The 24,953-nt window shown below is 68.7% G+C and carries 29 protein-coding genes, 1 tRNA gene and 2 pseudogenes; 13 read left to right on the forward strand and 19 right to left on the reverse strand.

Annotation, left to right across the window (positions count from 1 at the left end):
- Positions 1-280: 280 nt before the first annotated feature.
- The 3 genes from BJQ95_RS14490 to BJQ95_RS14500 all read right to left on the reverse strand — a co-directional run bounded on the left by BJQ95_RS14490 (position 281) and on the right by BJQ95_RS14500 (position 1,454).
- Entirely contained in the window at positions 281-445 is a 165-nt protein-coding gene (locus BJQ95_RS14490) for an EamA family transporter (RefSeq protein ID WP_240694938.1), read from the reverse strand.
- A 29-nt stretch (positions 446-474) separates the two neighbouring features.
- On the reverse strand, positions 475-699 hold the full coding sequence (locus tag BJQ95_RS14495) for a hypothetical protein (protein WP_240694934.1): 225 nt from the start codon (positions 697-699) through the stop codon (positions 475-477).
- 149 nt (positions 700-848) lie between these two features.
- Positions 849-1,454, reverse strand: coding sequence for a DUF4287 domain-containing protein (locus tag BJQ95_RS14500; protein ID WP_240694935.1), 606 nt, complete (start codon positions 1,452-1,454; stop codon positions 849-851).
- A 122-nt stretch (positions 1,455-1,576) separates the two neighbouring features.
- Here BJQ95_RS14500 and BJQ95_RS14505 point away from each other — a divergent pair, with 122 nt between their 5' ends.
- Both BJQ95_RS14505 and BJQ95_RS14510 read left to right on the forward strand, forming a co-directional pair.
- Complete coding sequence (locus BJQ95_RS14505) at positions 1,577-1,879, forward strand: hypothetical protein (RefSeq protein ID WP_130179198.1); 303 nt, start codon at positions 1,577-1,579, stop codon at positions 1,877-1,879.
- 127 nt (positions 1,880-2,006) lie between these two features.
- Positions 2,007-2,204, forward strand: a complete 198-nt coding sequence (locus BJQ95_RS14510) for a hypothetical protein (RefSeq protein WP_130179199.1) — start codon at positions 2,007-2,009, stop codon at positions 2,202-2,204.
- A gap of 12 nt (positions 2,205-2,216) precedes the next feature.
- Here the strand turns inward: BJQ95_RS14510 and BJQ95_RS14515 are convergent, their stop codons facing one another.
- On the reverse strand, positions 2,217-2,420 hold the full coding sequence (locus BJQ95_RS14515; protein WP_130179200.1) for a hypothetical protein: 204 nt from the start codon (positions 2,418-2,420) through the stop codon (positions 2,217-2,219).
- Between the two features lie 164 nt (positions 2,421-2,584).
- Here BJQ95_RS14515 and BJQ95_RS14520 point away from each other — a divergent pair, with 164 nt between their 5' ends.
- The 3 genes and pseudogenes from BJQ95_RS14520 to BJQ95_RS14530 all read left to right on the forward strand — a co-directional run bounded on the left by BJQ95_RS14520 (position 2,585) and on the right by BJQ95_RS14530 (position 4,658).
- Complete coding sequence (locus BJQ95_RS14520) at positions 2,585-3,472, forward strand: hypothetical protein (protein WP_130179201.1); 888 nt, start codon at positions 2,585-2,587, stop codon at positions 3,470-3,472.
- Between the two features lie 6 nt (positions 3,473-3,478).
- Positions 3,479-3,652: pseudogene (locus tag BJQ95_RS14525) on the forward strand (helicase HerA-like domain-containing protein); the annotation flags it as partial.
- A gap of 85 nt (positions 3,653-3,737) precedes the next feature.
- A complete protein-coding gene (locus BJQ95_RS14530) occupies positions 3,738-4,658 on the forward strand; it encodes a S1C family serine protease (protein ID WP_256041396.1) in 921 nt (306 codons plus the stop codon).
- Between the two features lie 50 nt (positions 4,659-4,708).
- Here the strand turns inward: BJQ95_RS14530 and BJQ95_RS14535 are convergent, their stop codons facing one another.
- Positions 4,709-4,981, reverse strand: coding sequence for a DUF2277 domain-containing protein (locus BJQ95_RS14535; protein WP_130179202.1), 273 nt, complete (start codon positions 4,979-4,981; stop codon positions 4,709-4,711).
- 427 nt (positions 4,982-5,408) lie between these two features.
- Here BJQ95_RS14535 and BJQ95_RS14540 point away from each other — a divergent pair, with 427 nt between their 5' ends.
- Complete coding sequence (locus BJQ95_RS14540; protein ID WP_130179203.1) at positions 5,409-5,678, forward strand: hypothetical protein; 270 nt, start codon at positions 5,409-5,411, stop codon at positions 5,676-5,678.
- Positions 5,679-6,014: 336 nt separating this feature from the next.
- Here BJQ95_RS14540 and BJQ95_RS14545 read toward each other — a convergent pair whose 3' ends face one another.
- The 9 genes from BJQ95_RS14545 to BJQ95_RS14585 form a co-directional block, all read right to left on the reverse strand.
- A complete protein-coding gene (locus BJQ95_RS14545) occupies positions 6,015-7,019 on the reverse strand; it encodes a Gfo/Idh/MocA family protein (RefSeq protein WP_130179204.1) in 1,005 nt (334 codons plus the stop codon).
- Between the two features lie 64 nt (positions 7,020-7,083).
- Positions 7,084-7,155: transfer RNA gene (locus BJQ95_RS14550), tRNA-Arg, on the reverse strand.
- A gap of 142 nt (positions 7,156-7,297) precedes the next feature.
- The gene (locus BJQ95_RS14555; RefSeq protein ID WP_130179205.1) at positions 7,298-8,473 is read right to left on the reverse strand and encodes a CHAP domain-containing protein; all 1,176 of its coding nucleotides are present in this window, start codon (positions 8,471-8,473) and stop codon (positions 7,298-7,300) included.
- A gap of 313 nt (positions 8,474-8,786) precedes the next feature.
- Positions 8,787-9,143 (reverse strand): three-helix bundle dimerization domain-containing protein, encoded by a 357-nt coding sequence (locus tag BJQ95_RS14560; protein ID WP_205750249.1) that lies wholly within the window; start codon positions 9,141-9,143, stop codon positions 8,787-8,789.
- Positions 9,144-9,291: 148 nt separating this feature from the next.
- Positions 9,292-9,606: a hypothetical protein gene (locus tag BJQ95_RS14565; protein WP_130179206.1), complete on the reverse strand. Its 315-nt coding sequence runs from the start codon at positions 9,604-9,606 to the stop codon at positions 9,292-9,294.
- A 192-nt stretch (positions 9,607-9,798) separates the two neighbouring features.
- Positions 9,799-10,317 carry an HNH endonuclease gene (locus BJQ95_RS14570; RefSeq protein WP_130179207.1) on the reverse strand — a complete coding sequence of 173 codons (519 nt, stop codon included), beginning with the start codon at positions 10,315-10,317 and terminating at the stop codon, positions 9,799-9,801.
- Positions 10,314-10,532, reverse strand: coding sequence for a hypothetical protein (locus BJQ95_RS14575; protein ID WP_370688342.1), 219 nt, complete (start codon positions 10,530-10,532; stop codon positions 10,314-10,316). Before BJQ95_RS14575 ends, BJQ95_RS14570 begins: the two co-directional genes overlap by 4 nt.
- Positions 10,533-10,898: 366 nt before the next feature.
- Positions 10,899-11,708: a C40 family peptidase gene (locus tag BJQ95_RS14580; RefSeq protein WP_130179208.1), complete on the reverse strand. Its 810-nt coding sequence runs from the start codon at positions 11,706-11,708 to the stop codon at positions 10,899-10,901.
- A gap of 291 nt (positions 11,709-11,999) precedes the next feature.
- Positions 12,000-12,707, reverse strand: coding sequence for a metal-dependent transcriptional regulator (locus BJQ95_RS14585; RefSeq protein WP_130179209.1), 708 nt, complete (start codon positions 12,705-12,707; stop codon positions 12,000-12,002).
- Between the two features lie 74 nt (positions 12,708-12,781).
- Between BJQ95_RS14585 and serC the strand changes: the two genes are divergently transcribed.
- Both serC and BJQ95_RS14595 read left to right on the forward strand, forming a co-directional pair.
- The gene (gene serC, locus BJQ95_RS14590; RefSeq protein ID WP_130179210.1) at positions 12,782-13,897 is read left to right on the forward strand and encodes a phosphoserine transaminase; all 1,116 of its coding nucleotides are present in this window, start codon (positions 12,782-12,784) and stop codon (positions 13,895-13,897) included.
- 6 nt (positions 13,898-13,903) lie between these two features.
- Positions 13,904-14,071: pseudogene (locus BJQ95_RS14595) on the forward strand (DUF2530 domain-containing protein); the annotation flags it as partial.
- Here the strand turns inward: BJQ95_RS14595 and BJQ95_RS14600 are convergent.
- Both BJQ95_RS14600 and BJQ95_RS14605 read right to left on the reverse strand, forming a co-directional pair.
- Complete coding sequence (locus BJQ95_RS14600) at positions 14,006-14,806, reverse strand: DUF3027 domain-containing protein (protein WP_130179211.1); 801 nt, start codon at positions 14,804-14,806, stop codon at positions 14,006-14,008. The pseudogene BJQ95_RS14595 and the gene BJQ95_RS14600 sit on opposite strands and share 66 nt — an antisense overlap.
- The gene (locus tag BJQ95_RS14605) at positions 14,799-15,179 is read right to left on the reverse strand and encodes a cold-shock protein (protein WP_130179212.1); all 381 of its coding nucleotides are present in this window, start codon (positions 15,177-15,179) and stop codon (positions 14,799-14,801) included. Before BJQ95_RS14605 ends, BJQ95_RS14600 begins: the two co-directional genes overlap by 8 nt.
- 94 nt (positions 15,180-15,273) lie before the next feature.
- On the opposite strand from BJQ95_RS14605, the gene BJQ95_RS14610 reads away from it, so the two are divergent.
- The 3 genes from BJQ95_RS14610 (at position 15,274) to BJQ95_RS14620 (ending at position 19,125) form a co-directional block, all read left to right on the forward strand.
- Positions 15,274-15,549 (forward strand): multidrug ABC transporter ATPase, encoded by a 276-nt coding sequence (locus BJQ95_RS14610; RefSeq protein WP_130179213.1) that lies wholly within the window; start codon positions 15,274-15,276, stop codon positions 15,547-15,549.
- Between the two features lie 5 nt (positions 15,550-15,554).
- Positions 15,555-17,402 (forward strand): helicase-associated domain-containing protein, encoded by a 1,848-nt coding sequence (locus BJQ95_RS14615; protein ID WP_130179214.1) that lies wholly within the window; start codon positions 15,555-15,557, stop codon positions 17,400-17,402.
- A 64-nt stretch (positions 17,403-17,466) separates the two neighbouring features.
- Positions 17,467-19,125 (forward strand): DNA repair helicase XPB, encoded by a 1,659-nt coding sequence (locus BJQ95_RS14620; RefSeq protein ID WP_130179215.1) that lies wholly within the window; start codon positions 17,467-17,469, stop codon positions 19,123-19,125.
- A gap of 112 nt (positions 19,126-19,237) precedes the next feature.
- On the opposite strand, the gene BJQ95_RS14625 is transcribed toward BJQ95_RS14620, so the two are convergent.
- The 3 genes from BJQ95_RS14625 to BJQ95_RS14635 are packed head-to-tail and all read right to left on the reverse strand — an operon-like array spanning position 19,238 to position 22,198.
- On the reverse strand, positions 19,238-19,951 hold the full coding sequence (locus tag BJQ95_RS14625) for a pyrimidine reductase family protein (protein ID WP_256041397.1): 714 nt from the start codon (positions 19,949-19,951) through the stop codon (positions 19,238-19,240).
- A complete protein-coding gene (gene folP, locus BJQ95_RS14630) occupies positions 19,951-20,859 on the reverse strand; it encodes a dihydropteroate synthase (RefSeq protein ID WP_256041398.1) in 909 nt (302 codons plus the stop codon). Before folP ends, BJQ95_RS14625 begins: the two co-directional genes overlap by 1 nt.
- 49 nt (positions 20,860-20,908) lie before the next feature.
- A complete protein-coding gene (locus tag BJQ95_RS14635) occupies positions 20,909-22,198 on the reverse strand; it encodes an NAD(P)/FAD-dependent oxidoreductase (protein WP_130179216.1) in 1,290 nt (429 codons plus the stop codon).
- A 169-nt stretch (positions 22,199-22,367) separates the two neighbouring features.
- Here BJQ95_RS14635 and BJQ95_RS14640 point away from each other — a divergent pair, with 169 nt between their 5' ends.
- Positions 22,368-23,060: a response regulator transcription factor gene (locus tag BJQ95_RS14640; protein ID WP_066597326.1), complete on the forward strand. Its 693-nt coding sequence runs from the start codon at positions 22,368-22,370 to the stop codon at positions 23,058-23,060.
- A 29-nt stretch (positions 23,061-23,089) separates the two neighbouring features.
- Positions 23,090-24,874, forward strand: a complete 1,785-nt coding sequence (locus BJQ95_RS14645) for a cell wall metabolism sensor histidine kinase WalK (protein WP_256041399.1) — start codon at positions 23,090-23,092, stop codon at positions 24,872-24,874.
- Positions 24,875-24,953: the final 79 nt, after the last annotated feature.

The following is a 24,953-nucleotide window of genomic DNA, read 5'->3' on the forward strand; positions in this document are numbered from 1 at the left end:
TCACGCACACTCCTGTCCGGTTTCGCGACGAACCGCGACCCGTTCAGCCTAAGGCCATGAGGTAGCCGGCGGGTGAACACGCGTCGCACCCGTTCATTCTGCTCCGCACCCCCCGTGTCCCTGTTCCTGCACCTCCAAATAAGGAAATAGTGAGGCAATCAGGACGGAATTGCCCAAAGGATCCTTGTTTCCCTCCTTTGTCCTTTTCAACGTTCGTCGCCCCCGGCGGCGGATGCGGGTCAGCGGATGCGGGCCCGCACGGCCGTTGCCGCGCAGAGGATCACCGCAAGCGCACCGACCAGCACGAGAGGAGAGAGAGCCGTTCGCCCAGCAGCAGCGTCGCCCAGACGATGGTGAGCACCGGTTGCACCAGCTGGATCTGGCTCACCCGGGCGATCGGGCCGATGGCCAGGCCGCGGTACAAGGCGAAGAAGCCCAGGAACATGCTCACCCGGCCAGGTAGGCGAAAGCCAGTCAGGCCGGCGCATCCGCCTCGGGCCAGCCGGAACCCAGGCCCGCGAGCATCAGCGGCAGCATCACCGGCAGTGCCACGATCAGCGCCCAGCAGATGGTCTGCCAGGAGCTCAACTCGCGGGAGAGCAGCGCTCCCTCGCCGTAGCCGATGGCCGCGAGCGCCACGGCGTGCAGCACCTGCGGAAGCGACAGCGCACGGCGCGCGTCGCCGTGGCCGGCCCCCACCGGCCCGCGGAGGGCGCGTCGTCCGGTGACACTTCGATGCGCAGCTGACGTCTGAGCGGGATGCGCAACTCCTGCTGTTTTGCCGGGCCCCGGCGCTCCGCCCCCGGAATTCCGGGGTGCACCGCCGATGCCGGGTGGATCTGCAGGAGTTATGCGCCCCCGGTGGCCGTGGTGTGCTGCTCGACGGCGGTGAGCCACTCGGCCCAGAAGAGCTTCCACTGCTCGCCCTCGTCGTATGACACCACCCCGTCGTGGGTCACGCCCAGCCGCAGCCGTCCGTCGGGCAGCTGGTCGGCGGAGAGAAGGATCGACCCCAACGGTTCGCCGGCGCGGGCCAGGGCGAATCGCAGCGCCTTCGACGCCGGCTTCGAGCGCAGCACCGTGTCGAAACCCGGAAACAGATCGGCGCGAGCACCCTCGTTCAGCAGCAGCGCGCGCACCGCGTCCCGGTCACGGGCCAGCACCCGGCTGCGGCTCACGCTGAAGCTGCCGTCGGGCATCTGGCCGGGCAGCCGTAGGCCCGTGATGCGTTCGTAGCCCACGGCCACGCCCTGCGCCGACCAGCCGTCCACGTCGTGCTCGGCGTGCACCCAGGCCGCGATGGCGGTGTGCCCGGCCTGCCGGCCGGGGCCGGCGTCGATGAGGTCGACCCATTCCTCCCAGGCATGCCCGGTGCGCTCGCGGATCGCGTCGTCGGTCCGCACCGGCTCGGCCACCCAGACCCGGGTGCGTGTGAAGGATTCGTGTGTGGTCATCGGAACTCCCGTGCTCGGCACGAGAATACTGGGTGTCCGCTGCCAGGTCCAACGCCGGGCACCCGTGGCGACGTGACGGCTTCCCGGATTCTCTAGACTGAGAGCGAAGGGGGCGATTCCGGATGAGCAAGGACAAAAGCAAGGAACCGCGCGACGAGTTCGACCGTATCCAGATTCCCGAGTTTCTGACCCGGCCGTTCGAGCGCCTGACCGGCGGCCCGGCCGTCAGCGCCCCGACCCGGCCCGGTCCCGGAGACCGCTCCGACGGCAGCACGAACGTCGACAGCGACGTGGATGCCGATGCCGGCGACAATCCCGACGCCACCGAGCCCGTAAAGCGTCAGTGGTGGGCCGGTTACAAGGGAAAACTTCTGCTCTACGGCGCTGGCACCCTCGTCATGGTCTTCCTGCAGTCCCGCGGCTGACCCCGACTACATCGCACGTACTACACAGGTTCATCCCTTCAGGGGATGCCTGCCTCGACGGGATTCGGGACTATGGATTTACCGATCCCGTCCACCCGATCGGCAGCCGCCCATCGAGAGGAATTTCATGACCACGATCCTGCACACCCTTCCCGCCAGCCGCTCGCTGCGCCCCATCGTGATGACGGCGAGCGTCGTAACGGTGTCGGCCGGTGGCCACGGCCCCGCCGACCTCCCCGTCAGCATCGACCGGGCACCCTCGCACGCCATGGACCGGATCGCGCTCGGGGCGGACCAGCCCGCCGACGTCGAGCGCGCGGCGTAACACCCCGCCCGATCAGGGCCCGACCAGCAACAGCAGCACGTGATACACGACGTAGGCCGGCCAGACGATCGCCTGGAGCAGACCCAGGAGGAACGCCCAGAATGATCCGTCCGACGTGGAGATGAAGTAGATGGCGGCGCCGACGTAAGCCAACAGGAAGAAAAATCCCCACGACCCGTCTCGCACGATCACACTGCCTCGACCATCCGTTGCCATCAGACCCTCCGCTCCGTGAGAATTACCTGACTGACCGATGGAACACAGGGTAACCGCGCTGATCGCGAGGCGATACCGGCACCGGTGCGTTCCGGCCGGCACTTCCGGCAGCCGACGAAGCGGGAATGCTGGTGTCCGGGGTCTGCGCGGGCGATGATGGTGCCATGGTCGCTGCCCTCGACGTGCTCGCCCGCGAGCTCTACGCTATCCAGCCCCAGGACTTCACCGCCGCCCGCAACACCAGGGCGCAGGAACTGAAACCCTCGGACGCCGCCCTGGCGAAACAGGTCGCGGCGCTGCGCAAGCCCGCACCCTCCGCCTGGGTGGTGAATCTCCTCGCCCGGGAGCACCCCGACGATCTCACTGCGCTCCTCGCCCTAGGCGAGCGGATGCGGACCGCCCAGGAGCAGCTGGACCGGGACGCGTTGCGCCGGCTCGGCGGCGAGCGCCGGGCCGCCGTAACCGCACTGGCCCAGGCGGGTGCCGCGCGAGCCGCCGGACTCGGCCACCCGCCCACCGCGGCGGTGCTCGGCGACGTCGAACAGACCCTGTTGGCCGGCACGTCGGATCCCGCCGCCGCCGGTGCTGTCGCCAGCGGGCTGCTGGTCAAGCCACTGCGGGCCGGCGGCTTCGACCCCGTCGACCTGCTCGGTGCCGTCGCCGTACCGGACGCGGCGCCCTGGGTCGCGTCGCCTGGCGGCGCCCAGAGCCCCGCACTGCCGGACCCCGTGCAACTCGCCGACGTCCGCCGCCGCAGAGAGACCAGGGCGGAAGCCGAACGCCAGGAACACAATGCGGACGCCGCCGCCGCCGAAGTCGATGCCCTGGAGCGTCGCGCCCACCGGCTCGAAGTTCGCCGGGCCAGCCTGGAGGCGGAGATCGCGGAACTTCGGGAGCAGCTCGACACGGCCGAGGCGGCGCTTGGGGCCGTCACCAACGACGACGACGCCCTCGCCGAGGCCCGTACCCAGGCCACCCGTGCGGCCGACGACGCCAGAGCCCGCGCCCGGGACGCCCGCGACGCCGCCGATGCCCTCGAGAAAACCGACTGACACGCCGACGGACGCGGCCTGGTGAGCCTGCTCGAGGTGCCCGGGGTGCCGGACCGGCCCGCGCTATCTTCCACGTTCCTGAGCTGGTTGCTCGCCGACCTGTTGAACGACCTTCCCGAGGCGGGCGACCTGGACAAGCCCAAGCTGGTGTTCTTCTTCAACGAGGCGCACCTGCTGTTTGGGACTTCCGTCTGCTGGCAGCGAACGGCGCCCACCGTCGCGTCGGACCGACGTACGCTCTGGTGCCATGAACGATATGCCGCTAATGGATGACGACGGGCTGCTCGACGCCTACTCGAAAACCGTCATGGCCGTGGCGACACGGGTGCTGCCGAGCGTGGCCAGTGTCACGGTGCGCAGCAGTCAGGGAGCCGGCGCGGGTAGCGCGAGCGTGATCGGCGACGGCTTCCTGCTCACCAGCGCGCACGTCGTCGCGGGTGCCACTGTGGCCGACGTCGGGTTTGCCGACGGCAGCGGCAGCCGGGTCGACGTCGTCGGCCGCGACATCCTCTCCGACCTGGCCGTGCTGCACTCCCGCGAACCTACCCCGCCGCCGGTGCAGCTCGGCGATGCCGCGCGGCTGCGCGTCGGCCAGGTGGTCATCGCCCTGGGCAACCCGCTCGGCCTGGCCGGAAGCGTCACCGCCGGCATCGTCTCGGCGCTCGGCCGGTCGCTGCCGACCCGGTCCGGGCGCGTGATCGACGAGGTGATCCAGACCGACGCCGCCCTCAACCCGGGAAACAGCGGCGGCGTGTTGGCCGACAGCGCCGGGCGCATGGTCGGGGTCAACACCGCGGTGGCGGGCATCGGGGTGGGCCTGGCGGTACCGGTGAACGCGACTACCCGGGCGATCATCACCGCCTTGAAGACCACAGGGCGGATGCGGCGGGCCTGGCTGGGCATCGCCGGCGCGCAGGTGCCGCTGCCGCCGGCCCTGGCCGCCCGGATCGGCTCGCCGACCGGCTTGCAGGTAGCCGGCGTCTCCCCGGGCAGCCCGGCGGCCCAGGCCGGGCTGCACCCCGGCGATATCGTGGTCGAACTGGCCGGTCAGCCGGTGGTCACGGCCACGGCCGTACAACAGCTGATGGTCGAGGACGCGATCGACAAGCCCATCGAGATCACGGTCTGGCGAAACGGCGCCCTGGTCGACGCCATCACCGTGCCACGGGAGCTTCAGGAGTCCTGACGCTGGCTCGCCGGCCGGTTGGCCAGGTCCGGTTGCTCAGGTCCGGTTGATCAGGCGACCGCGAACCGTTTCGCCGAACGCTCCTTGGCCTTCTCCGCCTCCACCTCGCGGTTTTTCGGCGGTGCGGTCGTGACCAGGTCCTGCAGCAGGTGCCGCGAGATGTGGGCGATCTCTTCGACCGCCCGGTTGAAGGCCTCATCGTTGGCCTTCGACGGCTTGGTCGAGCCGCTGATCTTGCGCACGAACTGCAACGCCGCTGCGTGCACCTCGTCGTCGGTGGCTGCAGGTTCGAAATTGTGAAGCTGATGTATGTTCCGACACATACGTCGAGGCTACCCAGCCCGGCGCGAGCCCGGAAGTGCGAGAAAAGTGTTGCGCCGAGAGCGGATTGCCCGCTACGGTGAGGCCTACGCCATACGACGAAAGGAGCTCAGCGTGATTACTCAGAAGATTGCATTCGCTTTCCGTACCACTGCCGGCTTCGTCGGCGTCTTCACCGCCTGACCGGCCAGTAGGTAACCCACCGGTCCAGACGGTGGTGACGCTCTCGAAGCCCGACCAGGCAGCATCCGCACCCGTGTGCATTCGCACTCGTTCGCATCCTCTGCCCGGGTCACTCACCCCGTGAGCGGCGCGCACTCCGCGTGTCACCCTCATGCCGCCCTGCGGCCACCCTTCATTCGGCGAGCCCGAACGCGCTGGTGCTCTCCCGGAGTCTTCCGAACCATCCTATTAAAGGAATGCATCATCATGAATACTCATCTGGCGCCCGCTGAGGGCCGCCACGACCACCCGCCCCAACCCGTCCGCTCCCCCGAGGCGCAGCCGCTGCGCCGCGTGGGACTGGTCGATCGCGCCGCCATGCACCTTGGCATCGCCCTGATCCACTGGGGACGCCGGCCCGTGCAGGCTCGTCGCCGGGAACGCCCCACGCTCGCCCCCGAATCACTCCAGGCCCGCCGGGAGCTGGACCGGGTTCGAGACGAGCACCTGGTGTTGAAGCTGACCCAGTTCCGATGACCGGCGCACCCCAGCACCGTCGCCGCGGCTCCGGCCGCGGCGGCGGCCCGCGCCGCACCCCGCCGGCTCCGCACCCTGTCGCCGCTGCGCCCTGCCGGCTCCGCACCCTGCCGGCGCCGCACCGCATCAGCGCCGCTAGGCGGGTCAGGCGCCGGTAGGCGGGTGGCGCGCCACCCGCCTAGCGGCGCCTGACCCGCATACCGCCTTGCGCCCCGCCCTGACCGCCTTGCGACCCGCCGTGACCACCTTGCGACCCGCCGCGACCGCGCCGTGACCGCGTTGCGTGACCGCGCCGTCAGGGCGCCGCAATCGCGCCCTAACCGGCTCCGGATGCGCTCAGCCGCGTGGCGCCGCCTCGAGTCCGGTCCGCCACTGACCGAGCAGGCGCGCAATACTGCGGCTGTGCGCCCAGGGCACCTCGGGCACCTCGGGCGCCTCGGTCCGGCCGTCCCGCAGCGCCAGCGACACGGCGTCGGCTTCCGCGGCGAACGGATCCACCGTCGCCGGCTCGACGACACGGTCGCCGCCGGAGGTGTTCACGGTGAACGACGACGCCGATGCGGCCCGGCTGCCGAACACGTCGGGCAGCTCGATCATGCCGGCGCTCCCGCTCAGAGTTGCCGATCTCGGCAACTCGGTGACGATGGAACACGCCACCTCCGCCGTGAAGCCGTGTGCCGACACTGTCGCGGTGGCCTGCTCATCCACCCCGGTGTCTCCGACTCGTCCCGCGACGGCCGTGAGCGTCAAGTCGGCCGGGTCGAGGCCGGCGGTGGCGGCGAGTCCCACCGCGAGTGACACCGGGTAGCCGCCCACATCGAGGATGGCGCCGCCGGCCAGTTCCGGATCGAACAGGCGGCCGGTGCGCTGGCCGGCGGCGAAGCTGAACGACGCTGTCAACCGCAGCCCGGAACCCACCTCGTGGTCGGCGACCGCGGCATCCAGCGCCCGCGCGAACGGCCCGAACCGGTGCTTGTACGCCTCCACGAACGGCAGCCCGGAGGCAGCCGCCTGGCCCAGGACCCGCTCCACCTCCGCCAGGGTGGGCGCCACCGGCTTTTCGCACAGCACGGCCTTGCCGGCCAGGAGCGCGGCCACCGCCAGCTGCGTGTGGGTCGTGTTCACCGTGGAGATGTACACGGCGTCGATGTCATCCCTATCGAGGAGTTCCTCGTACGTCCCGGTGATGGGCGCACCGTGCTCCGTCGCGAACGCGGCCGCCCGACCGGGGTTCGTGCTGCCGACCGCGTGCAGGATGCCGTGGGCCGAGTTGGGCAGCGCCCGTGCGAACCAGCCGCCGATATCGCCCGGTCCCAGGATCGCCCACCGCGTAGTCCTCATCCCTTGACGGTACAGCCGTGGCCGGCGAACCGATGCCCGGCCGGCTGTGCAGTGTTGTGCTAGGTGCCCCTGGAGGGACTCGAACCCCCAACCCTTTCCTTAGGACGGAACTGCTCTTCCATTGAGCTACAGAGGCTGACCGGGAAAGTTTAGCCGGTATCCGCGCCCGATGAGCCCACGACGCCCGTGTTCGCCGGGTTGCCCTCGTGCGGACCACCTGCCCGGGTACACCGGGGCAGCCCGTCCGCAGCGGGGCAAGTCGTGACCGGGCAGGCGCCTCAGGTCGGCGGGTAGAGGTAGACCGGCACCTCGCTGATCGGCACGGTGCGCGTGTGATACGCGTGCGAGCCCATCCAGTTGTATTCCTCGAGCACGACGGTGCCGTCGCCCGGGACCGACTGTACGTAGGCGACGTGGTTGTAGGTGAACCAGGCCACAGCGCCCACGACGGGCGCCTTGCTGCTGGCCCAACCCTTGTTCGACCAGGCGTTGGCCCAGGCGGACGCGTTGCCGCCGCCGGGCGTCATCGTCGACCAGGTCCACTTGAACGAGCTGGTGGCGCCGGCGTCACGGTTGAGTCGCCAGGCCACGAAGTCCACACACTCGCGGTAGTAGTAGCCCAGCGGGGAGAGCCCGCCGCCCTGGGATTCCGTGGCGGCGTCGCGCCACGGATAGTCGTCGCCCTCGGCCCGGATGCCGATCACGGCATAGTCGGCCGCCGCGGAACGGGCGTCTTCGGCGGCTTGCTGCTGCACGAGGTCCGCCTGGATGCCCGCCTCGATGTCATCGAGTTCGGCCTGGCTCGTGGCGGTGAACCCGTCGGCCGAGATGCTCACGGCGGCAGCGGCGGCGGCCACGGTGAGCGCCTGGGTGTCACCGGAGGCCTTGGCGCTGACGAGGGCAGAGCCGCCCTGTGGCGAGAACGCGTAGGCGGGAAGCGCGGCGGTGAGGAAGATGGCCGGGATCGCCAGCAGGGTCACCATCTTCGCGACCGATTTGCGGCGCTTGACCAGACGGCTGGTCCGGGCGCCGGTCGGCGACTTGGGTGCCGCGGTGACGGAGCGGAGCCCGACAGGGCGCAGGCGGCCGATGTGCGGGGGAACCGGGCTGGTGGGCGCCGTCGGCGCGGAAATAGACGACTGCGGGCCCAGGTCGGAGGTCGGGGTGCTGGCGCTCTCGACGACAACGGCCAGGTCCGGCGATACCGACAGGACCGGGACCGGCGGTAAAGGGACGGCGGGAATGACGACCGTTGCCGCTGGCGGGGTGTCGACGGCCTCGGCGGTCGGCGTCTCCGTCGCGGCGGCCGTCTCTGCTGCTGCGGCGGCTGCGGCGGGCGTCTCTGCTTCAGCGACTGCGGCGGCCTCAGCGGCTTCGCGTTGCGCCCGGGCCTCGCGGCGCGTGAGAAGCGGGCCGTCGCCCTCGGGCGAGCCGGCGGGGCCGGAATGAGTCACAGATAAACCTCTATACAGCCGCTACCGGAGGGGGACTTCACAACCTTAGGCGATGGGCATGCCCTCTGTCACCTTGAGCGTTACGTTTTCGTGACAATGGCACGATAAAGGGGTGCGCATCCACGAATCCTTGTCGATCGACGGAGGACGCAACAGTAGATGACGAGCGAAATTGTTCGCCCAGATCTCGTCAGCGTTGTGGACGGGATCTGGCGGTGATTGAACGTCTGCGGATCTTCGACCCGATGTTGCGGGAGCGTCCCCTCGCTTTCATGCGCAATCGGGACGAAGAGCCGTTTCGCGCTGAATCTCGTTAGGGCCTGTTCTCGCCGGAGTTGCCGAAAAGACCGCCGAACAAGTGGCTACCTTGGCCCTCGCGGCTTGCGCGCTCGACCTCCATCGGGTCCGGGTCTGGGTCAGTGTCCGGCAGAGGAACCAGCGCTTCCGGCCGTTGGACCACGGCGCCGGATTCTTTGGCTTCCTTCTTCAGTCGATTCTTCGCGGCCTTCTCGACGAGGACGGGAACGAAGTCACGTACCCGACCATCCTCCAGTTGTTCATGCTCATCTTGGACGACGCTCGCGATGTGGTCTCGCTCCAAGCTCGGGAACCGCTGCGCCAGCCGGTCGATTACCTGGTCGATGGCTTGAGTTTCGTCTAGCTCGCTCATGAAGACATTCTTCAGCGGAAGCGCTCCGACGGCAACCGCGATAACGCGAAACGTTTGCCGTGTGTCGCGATCGGTCTATCGCGCCGTCGGGATTCGGCAAGCCTTCTGGAAAGTCGCAGCATGGACAACCATGCGGTGAGGTGTCTGACTAGCGGAACGGCACGGGGACACGGGCCGCTTTGGCCCAGTCGAACCGGATGCGCTGACCTCCCGTTTCATGCAAGATATGGGCCTCGAGCTTCATGACGCGGTGATCGGCAATCGCTTGATCGTGGCCGACGATGTCGAAGCGATACTTGTTAGCGTGCTCGGTCACGAGGACCGCTCCGATGCCAGGGAAGATGACGAACATCTGATCCGTGAAGAGCAGAGTGTGTTCGTAGTGTCGGCGAAGATTCTGGCCGAGAACAGGGAAGCTGCGGAGCGCTTCGACCGGGCGCACGATGGCCGTCATGGTGATCATGACGTTATCCTCAGCCCTGAAGGTGAGCATCAGGTTAACTAGCGGTGGGCGTCTGCTGGGAATTCCGGGAGCTCGTTCTTCGGAACGACACGAAGCCGGGTCATCGTCTTCGTTCGCGATGAGGTGACGCGAGCAGCGCTCCCACCCTGGTGCCTCATCCAGGGCTGTTTCGTGACGGTCGTGGTTCGTGTATCAACCAGCCAGTCTGAGTTCATGTTGTTGCCACGGACTCGTGAACTGCTCCCATGCGGGCTCTTTCCACAGTGAGCTGATGGTCGCGGCAACGTTCGAGGCCGGCGCCGCGGGAACAAACGGGAGCCTCCAACCCAGTTCGCTCAGCAGGGAGTCCGACTTCTTGTTGTTGCACCGGAAACAGGCAATCACGACGTTGTCCCAGGCGTTCACGCCCCCTCGAGAGCGCGGCAGTACATGGTCGATCGTGTCTCCGTACTTGCGGCAGTACGCGCAGGTGTACGAATCGCGCTCGAGAAGGGTCCGCCTCGTTAGTGGAACCGACCTGCGAGGAATGTGGTGGTACTGATTGAGGAGGATCACGCTGGGAGCGTCGAAGACCAGAGACCGGCTGTGGATCTTGACATTGGATGCAGCGATCGCAGACGCTTTGCCGCCCAGCACCAGGTGAAGGGCGCGGCGAACAGAAACGACAGCCAACGGCTCGTAGCTGGCGTTGAGGACGAGACTGCGGTTCATGACGCCAACTCCCATGCGCTGGCGTTGGCAGATGCGCGGTCCGTTGGTTCAGGCAGGATGATGCTCGGCCGCTCCCAGGACTCCGTCGCCGCCCAGACCGGGTGGCCCTCCGCTTGAATGATTGTTGCCTTCTGGTTCATGACGAGCACGAGTGCCCGCGTGAACGACACGACCGCGGGGGGTTCATATCCCGCGTTGAGGACCAGTGTGCGCATACGCTCCCTTTCGAAAAAGGCTGGACGGCTTCCAGCCATTCGAACTGCTGCCTGGCGAGCGCGGGGAGGAGATTTGGGCAAACAAAAAGGGCGTCGTCATCATGACAACGCCCCGCTGGCTTCGGCGTGCTTGCGGCACCCGAACTCGCAACAGATTTGACTGCCGTGCCGCAGCGCGAAGTGTCCGCGCACATCCATGGTGTGGATCGTGCGTAGCTTGCGCATTGGCTCTCCCAGAATCCCGCAGAACATCAGGGCATCAGGTTAACCCACAAACGGTGCACCACGTAAATCGTGGCGCACCATTTGTGCTAGGCGTTACCCAGTGTTTACCGAAGGCAGGTTCTCAGCCCGTCGTTCGGCGGCTCAAATGCCCAGGCGCACGATGTAGTAGTCGCTGGTCCAGATCGGCTGCACCCGCACCGACGCCCCTTCATACGGGGCGTGCAGGATGTTGCCGTTGCCGGCGTAGAACCCGTCGTGTCCGTCCATGATCACCAGGTCGCCCGGCTGGGCCTCGGCGAGGGCGATGCGGGTGCCGGCGGCGCCCTGCCCGGTGGAGGAATGCGGCAGAGAAATTCCGAACTGCGCGTACACGTACATCACGAAGCCAGAGCAGTCGAAGCCGGCCGGGGTGGCGCCACCGTAGACATAGGGCACGCCCTGGTACTGCAGCGCGACGTTGTACACCGATGAGAGGCTGAAGCTCGGATACGCCGGGCTGGCCAGGTAGTCCGCCGCGGACGGGCCGGTGTACGACGCCGCATAGGTGGTCATCGAGGTCGCGGCTGCGACGCGGGCGGCTTCGGCCGCTTCGGCCGCTTCCGCGGCGTCCGCCGCGTCGATCTCCGCCTGCGGTGTGGCCGAGAAGGCATCCTGCGCCACCGTGACCGTTGCGGCCTCCTCATCGACGGCGACGTTCTGGGCGCCGGCCTTGGTGAGCACGGTGGCACCCGTGGCAGAGAAGTTGCCCTCGGCGTCCGCCGGGGCGAACGCGTAGGCAGGCAAAGCCATGGTGGCAACGAGGCCGGTTGCCAGGGTCATCATCACGATGTGGCCAGTGGCGCTGCGCCGCTTGGAGCGCCTGACAGGCGCCCCCGGCGGCAGCACGACACGGGGTCCCACCTCCGTTTGCGCTGCGCGCACCGGATCGGTGGTGACGGGTCGCACGGTCACAGCCGTGGTACTTCGACCGCTTCGGGGCAGTCTTCTACCTAATGGGGACAAGTCGAACCTCCGGCGCCTCGACAACACTAGGTAGTTGTCCCGTCCGATGCGCGTGAACGCGTGGAGGTTCCGCAGCAAGAGACGGGCAGGGTAGAGGCGTCTTGAGCGGGCCCGACGACCGGTCTCTGATCTGTGGGCAGGTCTGAGGCTACGTGACCAATTCGCTTTTGTCACCCCAAATGGACGAAATCTAACGAATGGGTAACGAGACTGTGAATTCTTGCAGAACCCCTGGTGCGGTTAGGAGACGGTGGCGGGCGTCGTCACGAAGATGTGACCCGCGACCTCATTGGGCAGCTCCAAGCCGTCGCCGAAGCCCTCGACCTGCACCAGAACGTAGGAACCGACCGCGGAGAACACACCGGTGTTGCCCGGCAGCACGCCGGACTGCTTGAGCTGGGCCAGGAGTTCGGGGTCGAACTGCACGGGCTCCCCCAGCCGGCGGATGACGGCGCTGACGGGCACGTCCGACGCCGCCACGACGTCGAGCAGGTTGGTGACGCCGGCCATGAACGCCACGGCCGGGGAGTCGCCCAGCTCGTCGAGGCCGGGGATCGGGTTGCCGTACGGGGATTCGGTGGGGTGACCGAGGATTTCGAGGATCTTGCGTTCGACCTGCTCGCTCATCACGTGCTCCCAGCGGCAGGCTTCGTCGTGGACGAACTCCCATTCGAGGCCGATGACATCGCTGAGCAGGCGTTCCGCGAGTCGGTGCTTGCGCATGACGTGCACGGCCTTACTGCGGCCGGTCAGGGTGAGCTCGAGGTGGCGGTCGCCGGAGACGACGACAAGCCCGTCGCGCTCCATCCTGGCCACGGTCTGGGACACCGTCGGGCCGGAGTGGCCCAGCCGCTCGGAGATCCGGGCGCGAAGGGGAACGATGTTCTCCTCCTCCAGGTCGAGGATTGTGCGGAGATACATTTCGGTCGTGTCGATAAGGTCAGTCATCCGCAGCCTCCCGCTCGGCCAAATGTGCAACGCCACAACACTACCCGTGCGGACCGGACAACTAGAATCCTGTTATGCCGGACCTACGAATCCCCACCGAATTGCTGCCCGCCGACGGACGTTTCGGCTGCGGCCCGTCCAAGATCCGCCAGGAGCAGCTGGATTACCTCTCTGGTGCCGGCGCAAGCATTCTGGGCACGTCCCACCGCCAGGCACCGGTGAAGAATCTGGTCGGGCGCGTTCGCTCGGGCCTCACCGACCTGTTCCGAGCCCCGGCGGGCTACGAACTCATCATGGGCAACGGCGGTTCGACCGCGTTCTGGGACGCCGCCGCGTTCTCGCTCATCGAAACCCGCGCGCAGAACCTCGTCTTCGGCGAGTTCGGCGGCAAGTTCGCCGCCGCCGCCGCCGCCCCGTTCCTCACCGCTCCCGATGTGATCAAGGCGGCGCCGGGCTCGCGCGCCACCGCCGTGCCCACCGAGGGCATCGACGTCTACGCCTGGCCGCAGAACGAGACGTCCACCGGTGTCATGGCTCCGGTCACCCGGGTGCAGGGCGACACGGGTGCGCTCACGGTGATCGACGCCACCAGCGCCGCTGCCGGCATCGACTTCGAGGCCGACCAGGCGGATGTCTACTACTTCGCCCCGCAGAAGAACCTCGCCTCCGACGGTGGCATCTGGTTGGCCCTGTTCTCCCCCGCCGCCATCGAGCGGGTCGAACGCCTCGCCGCCAGCGGCCGGTACATCCCGGAGTTCCTCAGCCTGAAGAACGCCATCGACAACTCCCGGCTCAACCAGACGCTGAACACGCCCGCCGTATCGACACTGCTGCTGATGGAGAACCAGCTTGACTGGATCAACGGCAACGGTGGACTGGCCTGGGCATCCGCACGCACGACCGAATCCTCGTCGGTGCTCTACGACTGGGCCGCAACCGTCGACTACGCCACACCGTTCGTGACCGACCCGAGCCACCGCTCGCAGGTCGTCGCCACGATCGACTTCGACGACAGCATCGACGCCGCCGCCATCGCGAAGGTCCTGCGCGCCAACGGCATCGTCGACACCGAGCCCTACCGCAAGCTCGGCCGCAACCAGCTGCGCGTCGCGACCTTCACTGCCATCGACCCGGCGGATGTGCGAAAGCTCGTCTCGTCGATCGAATACATTGTGGACAAGCTGGCCTAGTCGCCCATGCGCCTGTGGCTCAAAGACAGCGAAAGACGGCCGGACCCGCTGCCCGTCCGCGCAAATGCGCGCAAAGCGGTGGCAGCGGGTTCGGCCGGCTGGCTCGTCCTACTGGTGCTGACTGTCGTCTTCCGAGCTGAACTGGATGACGCCGGCGTGGGCTGGTGGCTGTGGTGCGCCGTGATCGGTCTGGGCCTCGGCCTCTGCGGCCTCGGCTTCGTGCTGTTCAGACGCCCCTAGCGCCTCGTCCACGTCGATCCCATCGAGAACGTCGACGCCGTTGTCGACGGCGCCGTCGGACTCGGCGTTCTCGTCGTCATCGTCGCTGTCGTCATCGTCGTCGTCATCGTCATCATCGTCGTCGTCGTCGCTGTCATCGTCGTCGTCGTCGTCGTGGTCGTCGTTCCCGGCCAGTCCGGCGGCAGCGAGTTCCTCGGCCACCTTGGAGTCGGCGAGCCGGTCGCTCCACGGCACCCACTCGGGAGCGAGCAGGGAATCGTCGCCGGGCATCAGCTCGGTTTCCAGAACCTGCGGCGCGGAGTCTCCTTCGACGCGGGTCAGGCTGACCGTCCAGCGCCAGCCCGGGTACCCGGTCATCAGGCAGTCGAAGAGCAGCGACAGCACGTGCTCGCCCTCGACGATGTAGCCCAGCGGCTCGCCGATCGTCTCGGCCGGAGTGATCAGTTCGAGGGCCGTCCTGGCCTGGTCGACCGCGGCCACGAGCACCTCATCGGCCTCGAACACCTCGTCGTCGTCCAGTTCCGGCATGTCCTGGACGGACTCGGCCGGTGCCGCATCCGTCTGGCCGGTCTCGGTGGTCGCCGCACCCTCGTCAACGGTGGGCTCGATGGCCTTGGCCGCAGCGACCGGCGGGGCCTTGGGCGGAGTGGGGTCGAAGGGATCAAGCATCCAGTTCCTCGGCGACCTTACGCAGCACGGCTGCGATCTTCTTGCTGTGCGCGGCGTCGGGGTACCGGCCGCGGCGCAGGCTCGACCCGATACCATCGAGCAGCTTCACCAGGTCTTCGACGATGATGGCCATGTCGTCGGCCGGCTTGCGGCTCAACTTGGCCAGGCTCGGCGGAGCCTCGATCACACGCACTGACAGCGCCTGCGCGCCCCGCTTGCCATCGGCGATGCCGAACTCGAGCTTCATCCCGGTCTTCACCGTCACTCCGGCGGGCACCGCAGACGCGTGCAGGAAGACTTCGTGGCCGTCATCGGAACTGATGAAGCCAAAACCCTTCTCCTCGTCGTAGAACTTGACTTTGCCGGTGGGCATCTGAACCTCGCTGTGATTTTGAGGCGCGCAGAATACGCGCCGCTTCACTCAGCATATTCTGTTGTAGCTGACTATGCCCCGTATCCTTAGGTCTGTGACCACTCAAACTCCGCACGACCCGGGCCGGCTCGAAAGGGTCCTGGCCTACATGGTGGCGGGCGTGGTCGGGCTCTCGATCCTGGCCTTCCTCGCTGTGATCCTCGGCACCGCTGCCGGTGCCGGCGACAACGACGGGTTCAGCACGGGCGTCTGGCCGGCCGTGCTCACCCTGCCCCTATTCGGTCTTCCCCTCGGCTTCCTGCTGATCATCACCTTGATGGTCGTCAGCGGAATCCGCCGCGCTCGCGAGGCTCGACAGAAAATGGAGTAGCCACCATGCTGACGCTCGCCTCACGCCTCCGCGCACTGAACGACGCAGCACTGCGCCGCACGATCGCTCTCAGATCCGTGAATCCCCACGGCATCCACGACTTCTTCGACCTCGCCGAAGCCCTCCTTGAGCCCGCCGCGATTCAAGCGACGCTGTCGCATCTGGACCGCAGCACACTGGCCGTCCTGGCGGTGGCCTCTGATCTCGGCGCTCCCTCGCTGGACGAGTTGGTCGAACGGCTGGCCGACCTCGGCCACGACACCCAGGACGCCGCCGACATCTGTGCACGCGTCAACCACCTCGACGAGCTGATGCTGCTGACCCGCACCGACGACTCCGTACGTCCGTATCCCGCCGTCACGGCGCGCCTGCGCGCCTGGCCGGAGGACGGCCTGCCCAGCACCGCCGAGCTGGCCGGCGTGCCCGCACCCACCGCGCTGGCCCCACTGTCGGCGACCGACGGCCGGTTCACCGAACGGCTGGCCGCCGAACGCGCCTTCGCCGCCGTCTCGTCGATCGCCGAGCTGCTCACCGAACTCGGTCAGGAGCCGGCCAGGGAACTCAGCCGGGGCGGCCTCGGCCTGCCAGACACCAAACGCCTCGCCATGGCCATGCTGGTCGACATCGACGCCGTCGCCCCGCTCGTGGGCATCGCCGCCCGCGCCGAGCTGGTCGCCCTCGACGCCGGTTACTGGTCCCAATCCGCCGCCGGCGTCGACTGGCTGCTCCTGAGCGCCTCCGAGCGCTGGGGTGTCCTCGCCGCGTCCTGGCTCGGCGTCCTGCCCGCCGACGTACGGCAGATCCTCGCCCAGCGACCCGGCGTGGCCTGGGGCGACGCCATGCACCGGTTCGTGGCTTGGCTGTACCCGGCTGGCGGCACTTGGATGGACGAACGCATCGCCGCCTTCGCCCGCGACGCCGAGTTGATCGGCATCACCGCGAGGCAGACGACCAGTGCGGCCGGCGCATCCGTGTTGGTCGGCGACATCGACGCCGCCATCGCCACGATCACGGCCTCGCTGCCCGCCGAGGTGGGCACCGTTTACCTGCAGCACGACCTCTCGATCGTCGCGCCCGGCCCGCTCTCGGCGTCGATCGACGCCCGGCTGCGCACCTTCGCGGATGTTGAGAGCCGCGAGCTGGCCTCCAGCTACCGGTTGAGCGGCGCGTCGGTCAACCGCGCCCTGGCCGCCGGCGACGATGCGGAGTCCATCCTGCAGTTCCTGGCCGCGATCTCCCTCACCGGCGTTCCGCAACCGGTGGACTACCTCATCCGTGACGCCGCCGACAGGTATGGCAGGGTGCGGGTGGGCAGTGTCGACCCGGCGAACCCGGCCGGGCCCAGTTACGTGTCCTCCGACGACTCCGCCGTGCTCGGCGCCATTGCCGTCGACCAGACGTTCACGGCCCTGGCTCTTGAGTCGGTCACCGCCACCCGGCTGACCAGCCGGCACCCGGCCGATGCCGTGTTCTGGGCCCTCACCGACGCCCGGTACCCCGTCGCCGCCGAGAACCCGGCCGGCGAGGTGGTGCACCCGCGCCGGCACCCGGTCGTGCGGCCCACCCGAACCGAACTGCCCGACCCCACGATCGCTCTCGTCGAGGAGTTGCGCGCCACCGACGGCGGTGAAGCCAAGGCCGCGCACGCGTGGCTGGCCCGGCAGCTGGACTCGGCCATCAAGCACCGGGAGACCGTGCTGGTGAGCGTGCGGATGCCCGACGGCGACGTCGTGGACTACCTCCTCGAGCCGGCCAGCGTCGGCGGCGGCCGCTTCCGCGCCAGGGACCGGCGGGCCGATATCGAACGCACCCTGCCGCTCTCCAGCGTCGTCAGCATCGTTCCCGCCCCCTGACCGGCAGCGCACCCCCGGACGCGGGTAGGCACGTTCACGCTGCACGGGCGTAGCATTGACGCTTATGTCCGATGGCCCGCTGATCGTCCAAAGTGACCGCACGGTTCTGCTCGAAGTCGCGCATCCTCTGGCGGAGGATGCCCGGCACGACCTTGCCGTCTTCGCCGAGCTTGAGCGCGCGCCTGAGCACATCCACACCTACCGGATCACCCGGCTCGGCCTCTGGAACGCGCGGGCGGCCGGGCACGACGCGGCGAACATGCTCGCCACCCTCACGAAGTACTCCAAATTCGCGATCCCGCAGACCGTCACCGTCGATCTCGAGGAGACGGTGGGACGGTACGGCCGGCTGGTCATCGACAGGGACCCCGAGGGAGCGCTCATCCTGCGCAGCCTGGACGCCCCGGTGCTTACCGAGGTGGCGGCTGCGCGCAAGATCGCCCCGTTGCTGGTCGGCCAGCCCACCCCGGACTCGTTCCTGGTGGCGCCGTGGGCCCGCGGCCAGCTCAAACAGGAACTGGTCAAGCTCGGCTGGCCCGCCGAAGACCTCGCCGGCTACACGCCGGGCACCCCGCACGACATCGCCCTGCTCGAAGACGGCTGGGCGTTGCGCGACTACCAGAACAAGGCCGTGGCCAACTTCTTCGAGGCGGGCTCCGGTGTGGTGGTGCTGCCCTGCGGCGCCGGCAAGACTCTGGTGGGCGCCGGCGCGATGGCAACCGCCAAGACCAACACCCTGATCCTGGTGACCAACACCGTGTCCGCCCGGCAGTGGCGGGATGAATTGCACAAGCGCACCACCCTCACCGCGGAGGAGATCGGCGAATACTCCGGCCAGGTGAAGGAGGTCAAACCGGTCACCATCGCCACGTACCAGATCCTCACCGCCAAGCGGAAAGGCGAATACGCGCACCTCGAGTTACTCGACGCCATGGATTGGGGCCTGGTGATCTACGACGAGGTGCACCTGCTGCCCGCGCCGGTGTTCAAGCTCACCGCCGAGCTGCAGGCCCGCCGGCGGCTGGGTCTGACCGCCACCCTGGTGCGGGAGGACGGCCGGGAGGGCGACGTGTTCAGCCTGATCGGGCCCAAGCGCTTCGACGCCCCGTGGAAGGAGATCGAGGCGCAGGGCTACATCTCCCCCGCGGCCTGCTTCGAGGTGCGCATCGACCTGCCGCACTCCGAACGACTCAGCTACGCCGCGGCGCCCGACGACGAACGCTACCGGATGGCCGCCACCGCGCCGGCGAAGCTCGACATCGTCAAAAAGCTGGTGGCGATGCACCCGGGCGAACGCATCCTGGTGATCGGCCAGTATCTCGACCAGATCGACGAGCTCGCCGAGACCCTGCAGGCCCCCAAGCTCACCGGGGCCACCCCGGTCGACGAACGGGAACGGCTTTACCAGGCGTTCCGGGTCGGTGAGGAGAACCTCCTGGTGGTGTCAAAGGTGGCGAACTTCTCGATCGACCTGCCCGAAGCCTCGGTGGCCATCCAGGTGTCGGGGTCGTACGGGTCCCGGCAGGAGGAGGCCCAGCGGCTCGGCCGTCTGCTGCGCCCCAAGGAGTCCGGCCTCACCGCGAGTTTCTACACCCTGGTCGCCCGCGACACCGTCGACCAGGACTTCGCCCAGAACCGCCAGCGTTTCCTGGCCGAGCAGGGCTACTCGTATACAATCCTCGACGCCCACGCCCTCGACGAGCCCGCCCGAGCCGCCAGCTAACCCGCGCCGTCCCGCTGGTCGAGCTTGTCGAGACCACGCACGCCGTCCTCAGGAACGCGGCCACAGTCACGAGGCACGTCACCGGGCCTCGACAAGCTCGACCAGCGAATGATCAGCGGGCGCGGAGATAGCGCAGGAGGAGGGTGTCTCCGGCGGGGAGCGCGTGCGCGAGGCGCATCCGGCGCGGCGACGCATCCGGCGCGCCGGCGATGCGGGGGGCCCGGCCGGACTCGAGCAGCGGAGCCAGGGTGAGGCAGAGCTCGTCCACCGCGTCGGCGGCCAGCAGCGAACCGAACAGGCTCGGGCCGCCCTCGCAGAGCACCTGCGGATAGCCGAGCCCGGTGAGGGTGCGCACCATCAACGCGTGGTCCACGGATGCCTCGCCGCAGACCAGCACGTCGGCGACCACGGCGAGCGCCGCTCGGCGGTCCGCGGGGGCCTGGGCGTGGGTGATCAGGATCGGCCGGGTGGCCGCGTCGGTGAACACCGGAAGGGCCGGGTCCAGGTCGAGCCGGCCGGAGACGATCGCCACCGGCGGGTGCTCCGGCAGGGCGTGCTTGACCCGCCAGGCCACCGCGTCGGCGCTGAACCGGATCCCGCCGTAACCCTCGGCGCGCACGGTGCCCGCCCCGACCAGGATCAGATCGGTGAGCATCCGCACCGTGTCGAAGACCAGCCGGTCGGCATCGTCGCCGAGCCCACCGCTCAGGCCGTCGTGGGTGGCGGCGCCGTCCAGGCTGCTGATGAAGTTCACCCGCAGGTGCGGGGCCGACCGGTCGCCGACCGTGTAGCGGGCCAGCACGTCGCCGGGATCAAGGGTGTGCATCAGGCGAGGTTGTGGCGTAGGTAGGCCGGTTCGCGCCAGCCGAGAATGGCTTCGGTCATCCGCACGGCGTCCACCGCCGCCGACACGTTGTGCACCCGCACGATGCGGGCGCCCTGCAGGATGCAGTAGACGGCCGCGGCGAGGGTGCCCTCCACCCGGCTGTCCCTGTCCCGGTTGAGGGTCTCGCCGATGAAGTCCTTGTTCGACACGGCCACCAGGGTGGGTAGGCCGAGCGCGGTGATCTCCCCCAGCCGGCGGGTCAGCTCGAGGGAGTGCCGGGTGTTCTTGTTCAGGTCGTGGCCGGGGTCGATGATCAGCCGCTCGGCCGGGACCCCGTTGGCCAGCGCCCGCTCCACCCTGGCCCGCAGGAAGCCGGCGACCTCGCGCACCACGTCGTCGTACTGCGGTGCCGGGTAGGGGGTGCGCGGACGGGCCAGGCTGTGCGTGATCACCAGGGTGGCGTCGCTGTCCGCGACGACCTCGGCCATCCGCGGGTCGTGCACCCCCGTGGTGTCGTTGATCACGTGCGCCCCCGCGACGATGCTGGCCCTGGCCACGTCGGGGTCGAAGGTGTCCACCGAGATCACCACGCCGGCGCCCCGCAGTGCGGCGACGACCGGGACCACCCGCTCGATCTCCTCGGTGACGGGCACCGCGGGGCCGGGCGCGAATTTGGCCCCGCCGATGTCGACCCAGTCGGCGCCGTCGGCCACGGCCTGCCGTGCCGCGGCGACGGCGTTCTCGAGCGCGAAGGTGGCACCACGGTCGTAGAACGAGTCGGGGGTGCGGTTGATCACCGCCATCACCGCCACCTCGCGGTCGAAGTCGAAGTCGCGGCCGTTCAGGCGGCGCACTGGCACGTCCAGCCGGGGCAGGATGATCCCGGGTGCGGAGGTCGGGCTGGCCATCTGACTCCTCGTGGTGCCGGGCCGCAGCGGGCCTGCGGCGGGGGTGTGCTCAGGCCATGCCGGGGGTCGGCTCGAGCAGGTCTTCCAAGGCTATGCTCTCATCCATGAGTCGGCGCGGGTCGACTCTGACCTTGGACCGGATGAGTCGCTGCACGGTCTCGTTGATATCCCAGACGTTCACGTTCATCCCCGCGACGACCTGCCCGCCGGCGAGCCAGAACGCCACGAATTCCCGGCCGGGCCTGTCGCCCCGGAAGACGACCTCGGCGTCCCGGGCGAGGTCGCCGAACCCGGAATACTCCATGCTCAGGTCGAACTGGTCGGTGTAGAAGTACGGGATCGCGGCGTACTGGGTGGTGTCGCCCAGCAGCGCCCGCCCGGCGGCGGCGCCGGCCGTATCGGCGTTCGCCCAGTGCTCCACCCGGAGCCGGTGGCCCAGCCGCGGGTGGAAGACGTTTGCCACGTCCCCGACCGCGAAGACGTCGGGGTCGTCGGTCTGGAATGTGGCCGACACCGCGATGCCGTTGTCGACGGCGAGGCCGGCACCGAGGGCGAGCTGGGTGTTCGGCGTGGCGCCCAGGCCCACCACCACCAGATCGGCGCGCACCAGGGTACGGTCGCTCAGCCGTACCCCGGTCACCCGGGTGCCGCCGCTGCGGGTCTCCCCCTCCAGCTCGACGACGTTCGTGTTGTTGCCCACGTGCACCCCGTGGTCACGGTGCAGCTGGTCGAAGACCGCGCCCACCTCGGCGCCGAGCGCGGCCTGCAGCGGCACGGCGCCGCGGCCCAGCACGATGACATCGTTCCCCTGCCCCTTCGCGGCGGCGGCCACCTCCAGCCCGATCCAGCCGCTGCCGACGATGACCACCCGACGGCCGCCCTGCGCCAGCGCCGCGCGCAGCCGGTCGGCATCCTCGACCGTGCGCAGGTAGTGCACCCCGGGCAGGCTCGCCCCCGGTCCAGGGAACGGCCGCGGTGATGCCCCGGTGGCCAGCAGCAGCCGCGAATATCGCAGTTCCCGTCCGTCGTCGAGGGCCAGCCGGTGCCCGGCCCGGTCCAGGACCGCGGCCCGGTGCCCGGCGATCCGCTCGATCGCATGCTCGGCGTACCAGCCGAGCGGATGCACATCCACCGAGTCCCGGTCGGCCGACCCGGCGAGGTACTCCTTCGACAACGGCGGGCGGAGGTACGGGGCCGCGGTTTCCTCTCCGACCAGCACCACCCGCCCCTCGAATCCGGCCACCCGCACGGCCTCGGCCGCCCGAGCCCCGGCGAGCCCGGCGCCGACGATGACAATCGGGTCACCACCCGTCCCGCCCGGCTGCACTGAACCGTCCATTCGCTGCTCCTGCCCCGCTATCGCAGCTTCTGCTGCCCGTCACCCGATCCTGCCGGTAGCTCTGACGGTAGAGGCATCCGGACCGTACCGGAACCCCTGTCACCGGATCGCCTGCGCGCGTACCGCCCACTCACAGGAAAGCACCAGCTAACGCGCAGATACTAGGTGCATGACTGACGGCCCCCGCATCCTTATCGTTGACGACGAACCCAATATCCGGGATCTCCTCACCACCAGCCTCCGCTTCGCCGGGTTTGCCGTTCGCGCGGTCGGTAACGGCGCCCAGGCGATCTCCGCCGTGCTTGAGGAAGAGCCCGACCTGATCATCCTCGACGTGATGTTGCCCGACATGAACGGTTTCGGCGTGACCAAGCGCCTGCGTTCGGCCGGCTACACCGCGCCGATCCTCTTCCTCACGGCGAAGGACGACACCGAAGACAAGATCACCGGCCTCACCGTCGGCGGCGATGACTACGTGACCAAGCCGTTCAGCCTCGACGAGATCGTGGCCCGGATCAAAGCCATCCTGCGCCGTACGATGCACGCCGACGAAGACGCGGTCATCCGCGCCGGCGAGCTCACCATGGACCAGGACACCCACGAGGTGCTCGTCGGCGACCAGCCCATCGAGCTCAGCCCCACCGAGTTCAAGCTGCTGCGTTACCTGATGCTCAACCCCAACCGGGTGCTCTCCAAGGCGCAGATCCTCGACCACGTCTGGGAGTACGACTTCAACGGCGACGCCGGCATTGTGGAGTCCTACATCTCGTACTTGCGCCGCAAGGTGGACATGCACTCCAGCGAGCCGCTGATCCAGACCAAGCGCGGTTTCGGATACATGCTCAAGGCCGCCAAGGCATAGACCCAGTTTCACTTCCTTAGACTGGAATCATGCATGTGGCCCTGATGGACCGTTGGAGCCGGATTTCGCTCCGCTCCAAGATCACCGGCGTGACCGTGCTGATGCTCACGCTCGGTCTGCTCGTTTCCGGGGTGGGCACCATGGTGATCCTGCAGAACTACGTCGTGCAGCAGGTGGATGCCAGCCTACAGACCGAGGCGCAGACCACGCTGATGGACTACCGCAACTCCATGGAGAACGGCAGCGCCGGCGTGGACTCGGACTACTTCGTGGCGGTCTACGACCAGAACGGCGTGCTCAAGCAGCGCACCTGGGGGGACCGGCCCCGCTCCAGCCTGCCCGCCGTGACGATGCCGTTGGACCTGCAGAGCGTGATCAACATGAACGGCGCCGTGCAGAAGCTCTCCGACGAGGAGGGCGACACCGAGTTCCACGCCGTGGCCGTGCCGTTCGTGATCAATTCCACCGGCACCTACGGCACCCTGCTGATGGCCGTATCGCTGCAGTCGGCGCAGAACACCGTCAACACCTACCTCAGCATCTTCCTCGGCTTCGGTGTGGGGGTGGTGCTGGTGGGCGCCATGCTCACCCGGCTGCTGGTCACCACCACCTTCGCGCCGCTGCGCGAGGTCGAGCGCACGGCTGCGGCCATCGCCGACGGCGACTTCAGCCAGCGGCTGGGCGGAGCCACACCCAATACCGAGGTGGGCCGGCTCAACCGGTCCCTCAACACCATGCTCAGCCGCATCGACCGGGCCTTCAAGGACCGTGCCCGCACGATCGACCAGATGCGCCGCTTCGTCGGCGACGCCAGCCACGAGCTGCGCACCCCGCTGGTCTCGGTGCGCGGCTACGCCGAGCTCTACCGGATGGGAGCGCTGCAGACCCCCGACGACGTGGCCCAGGCCATGCAACGCATTGAGAAGGAAGCCATCCGCATGGGCGGACTGGTCGAGGACCTGCTCGAACTGGCCCGGTTGGATGAGACCAAGCCGCTCTCGCTGACCCGGGTTGACCTGCTGCCCCTCGCCCACGATGCCGCGCTCGACGCCATGGCCTCCTCGCCCGGCCGCCGGGTCACGGTGCTGACCAGTCACCCGGCCGAGTTCACCGAGAAGGCGCAGGAGGCCCCCATCGACCTGGCGCACTCCACCGGTGAAGTCACCCCCGCCCCGGTGTCGCCCGCGCCGGCTCCGGCCGTCAACGGGGCGAGCGCCACGAGCGCCGCAACGAAGAGCGCCGCCGCCAAGAGCGCCGCGCCCAAGGCCGACCCGTCCGGGTCCAGCACCGGCACGATCTCCTTCGCCGGCGCCACCCTCGCCAGGCTCCGCACCCGCCGGCCCAAGCGTACGGATGCGGTCCTGCCCGCCAACGACGCTCCCCCCGCCGTCGAGGCCCCACCGGAGCTCGAGGCGGTGATCATGGCCGAGGAGAACAAGGTGCGCCAGGTCATCACCAACCTGATGGGCAACGCCCTTCGGTTCAGCCCGGCCGACAGTCCGGTCGAACTCGAGGTCGCCGTGGACCGGCGCAACCAGCGCGCCTCCATCTCGGTCATCGACCACGGCGAGGGCATCCCCCCGCAGATCCGTGACAAGATCTTCCAGCGCTTCTGGCGGGCCGATACCTCCAGGGCCAGGGAGACCGGCGGCAGCGGCCTCGGCCTCGCGATCGTGGCCTCCATCGTGGCGAGCCACAACGGCTCGGTCGAGGTCGTCGAGACCCCGGGCGGCGGAGCGACCTTCCGGGTCTGGTTCCCGCTGGCCGAGTCCCCCGCCGCCCCGCAGGCGCTACCGTTGACGACGCTGGGCTGACCCGCCCCGTCGACAGGTCCACCCCCCGGCACCCGGTCCTCCCCAGGCCGCCGGGCACGGAGTTCTCCCCAACGACCGG

This window comes from Cryobacterium sp. SO1 (assembly GCF_004210215.2).
Taxonomy (GTDB): domain Bacteria; phylum Actinomycetota; class Actinomycetes; order Actinomycetales; family Microbacteriaceae; genus Cryobacterium.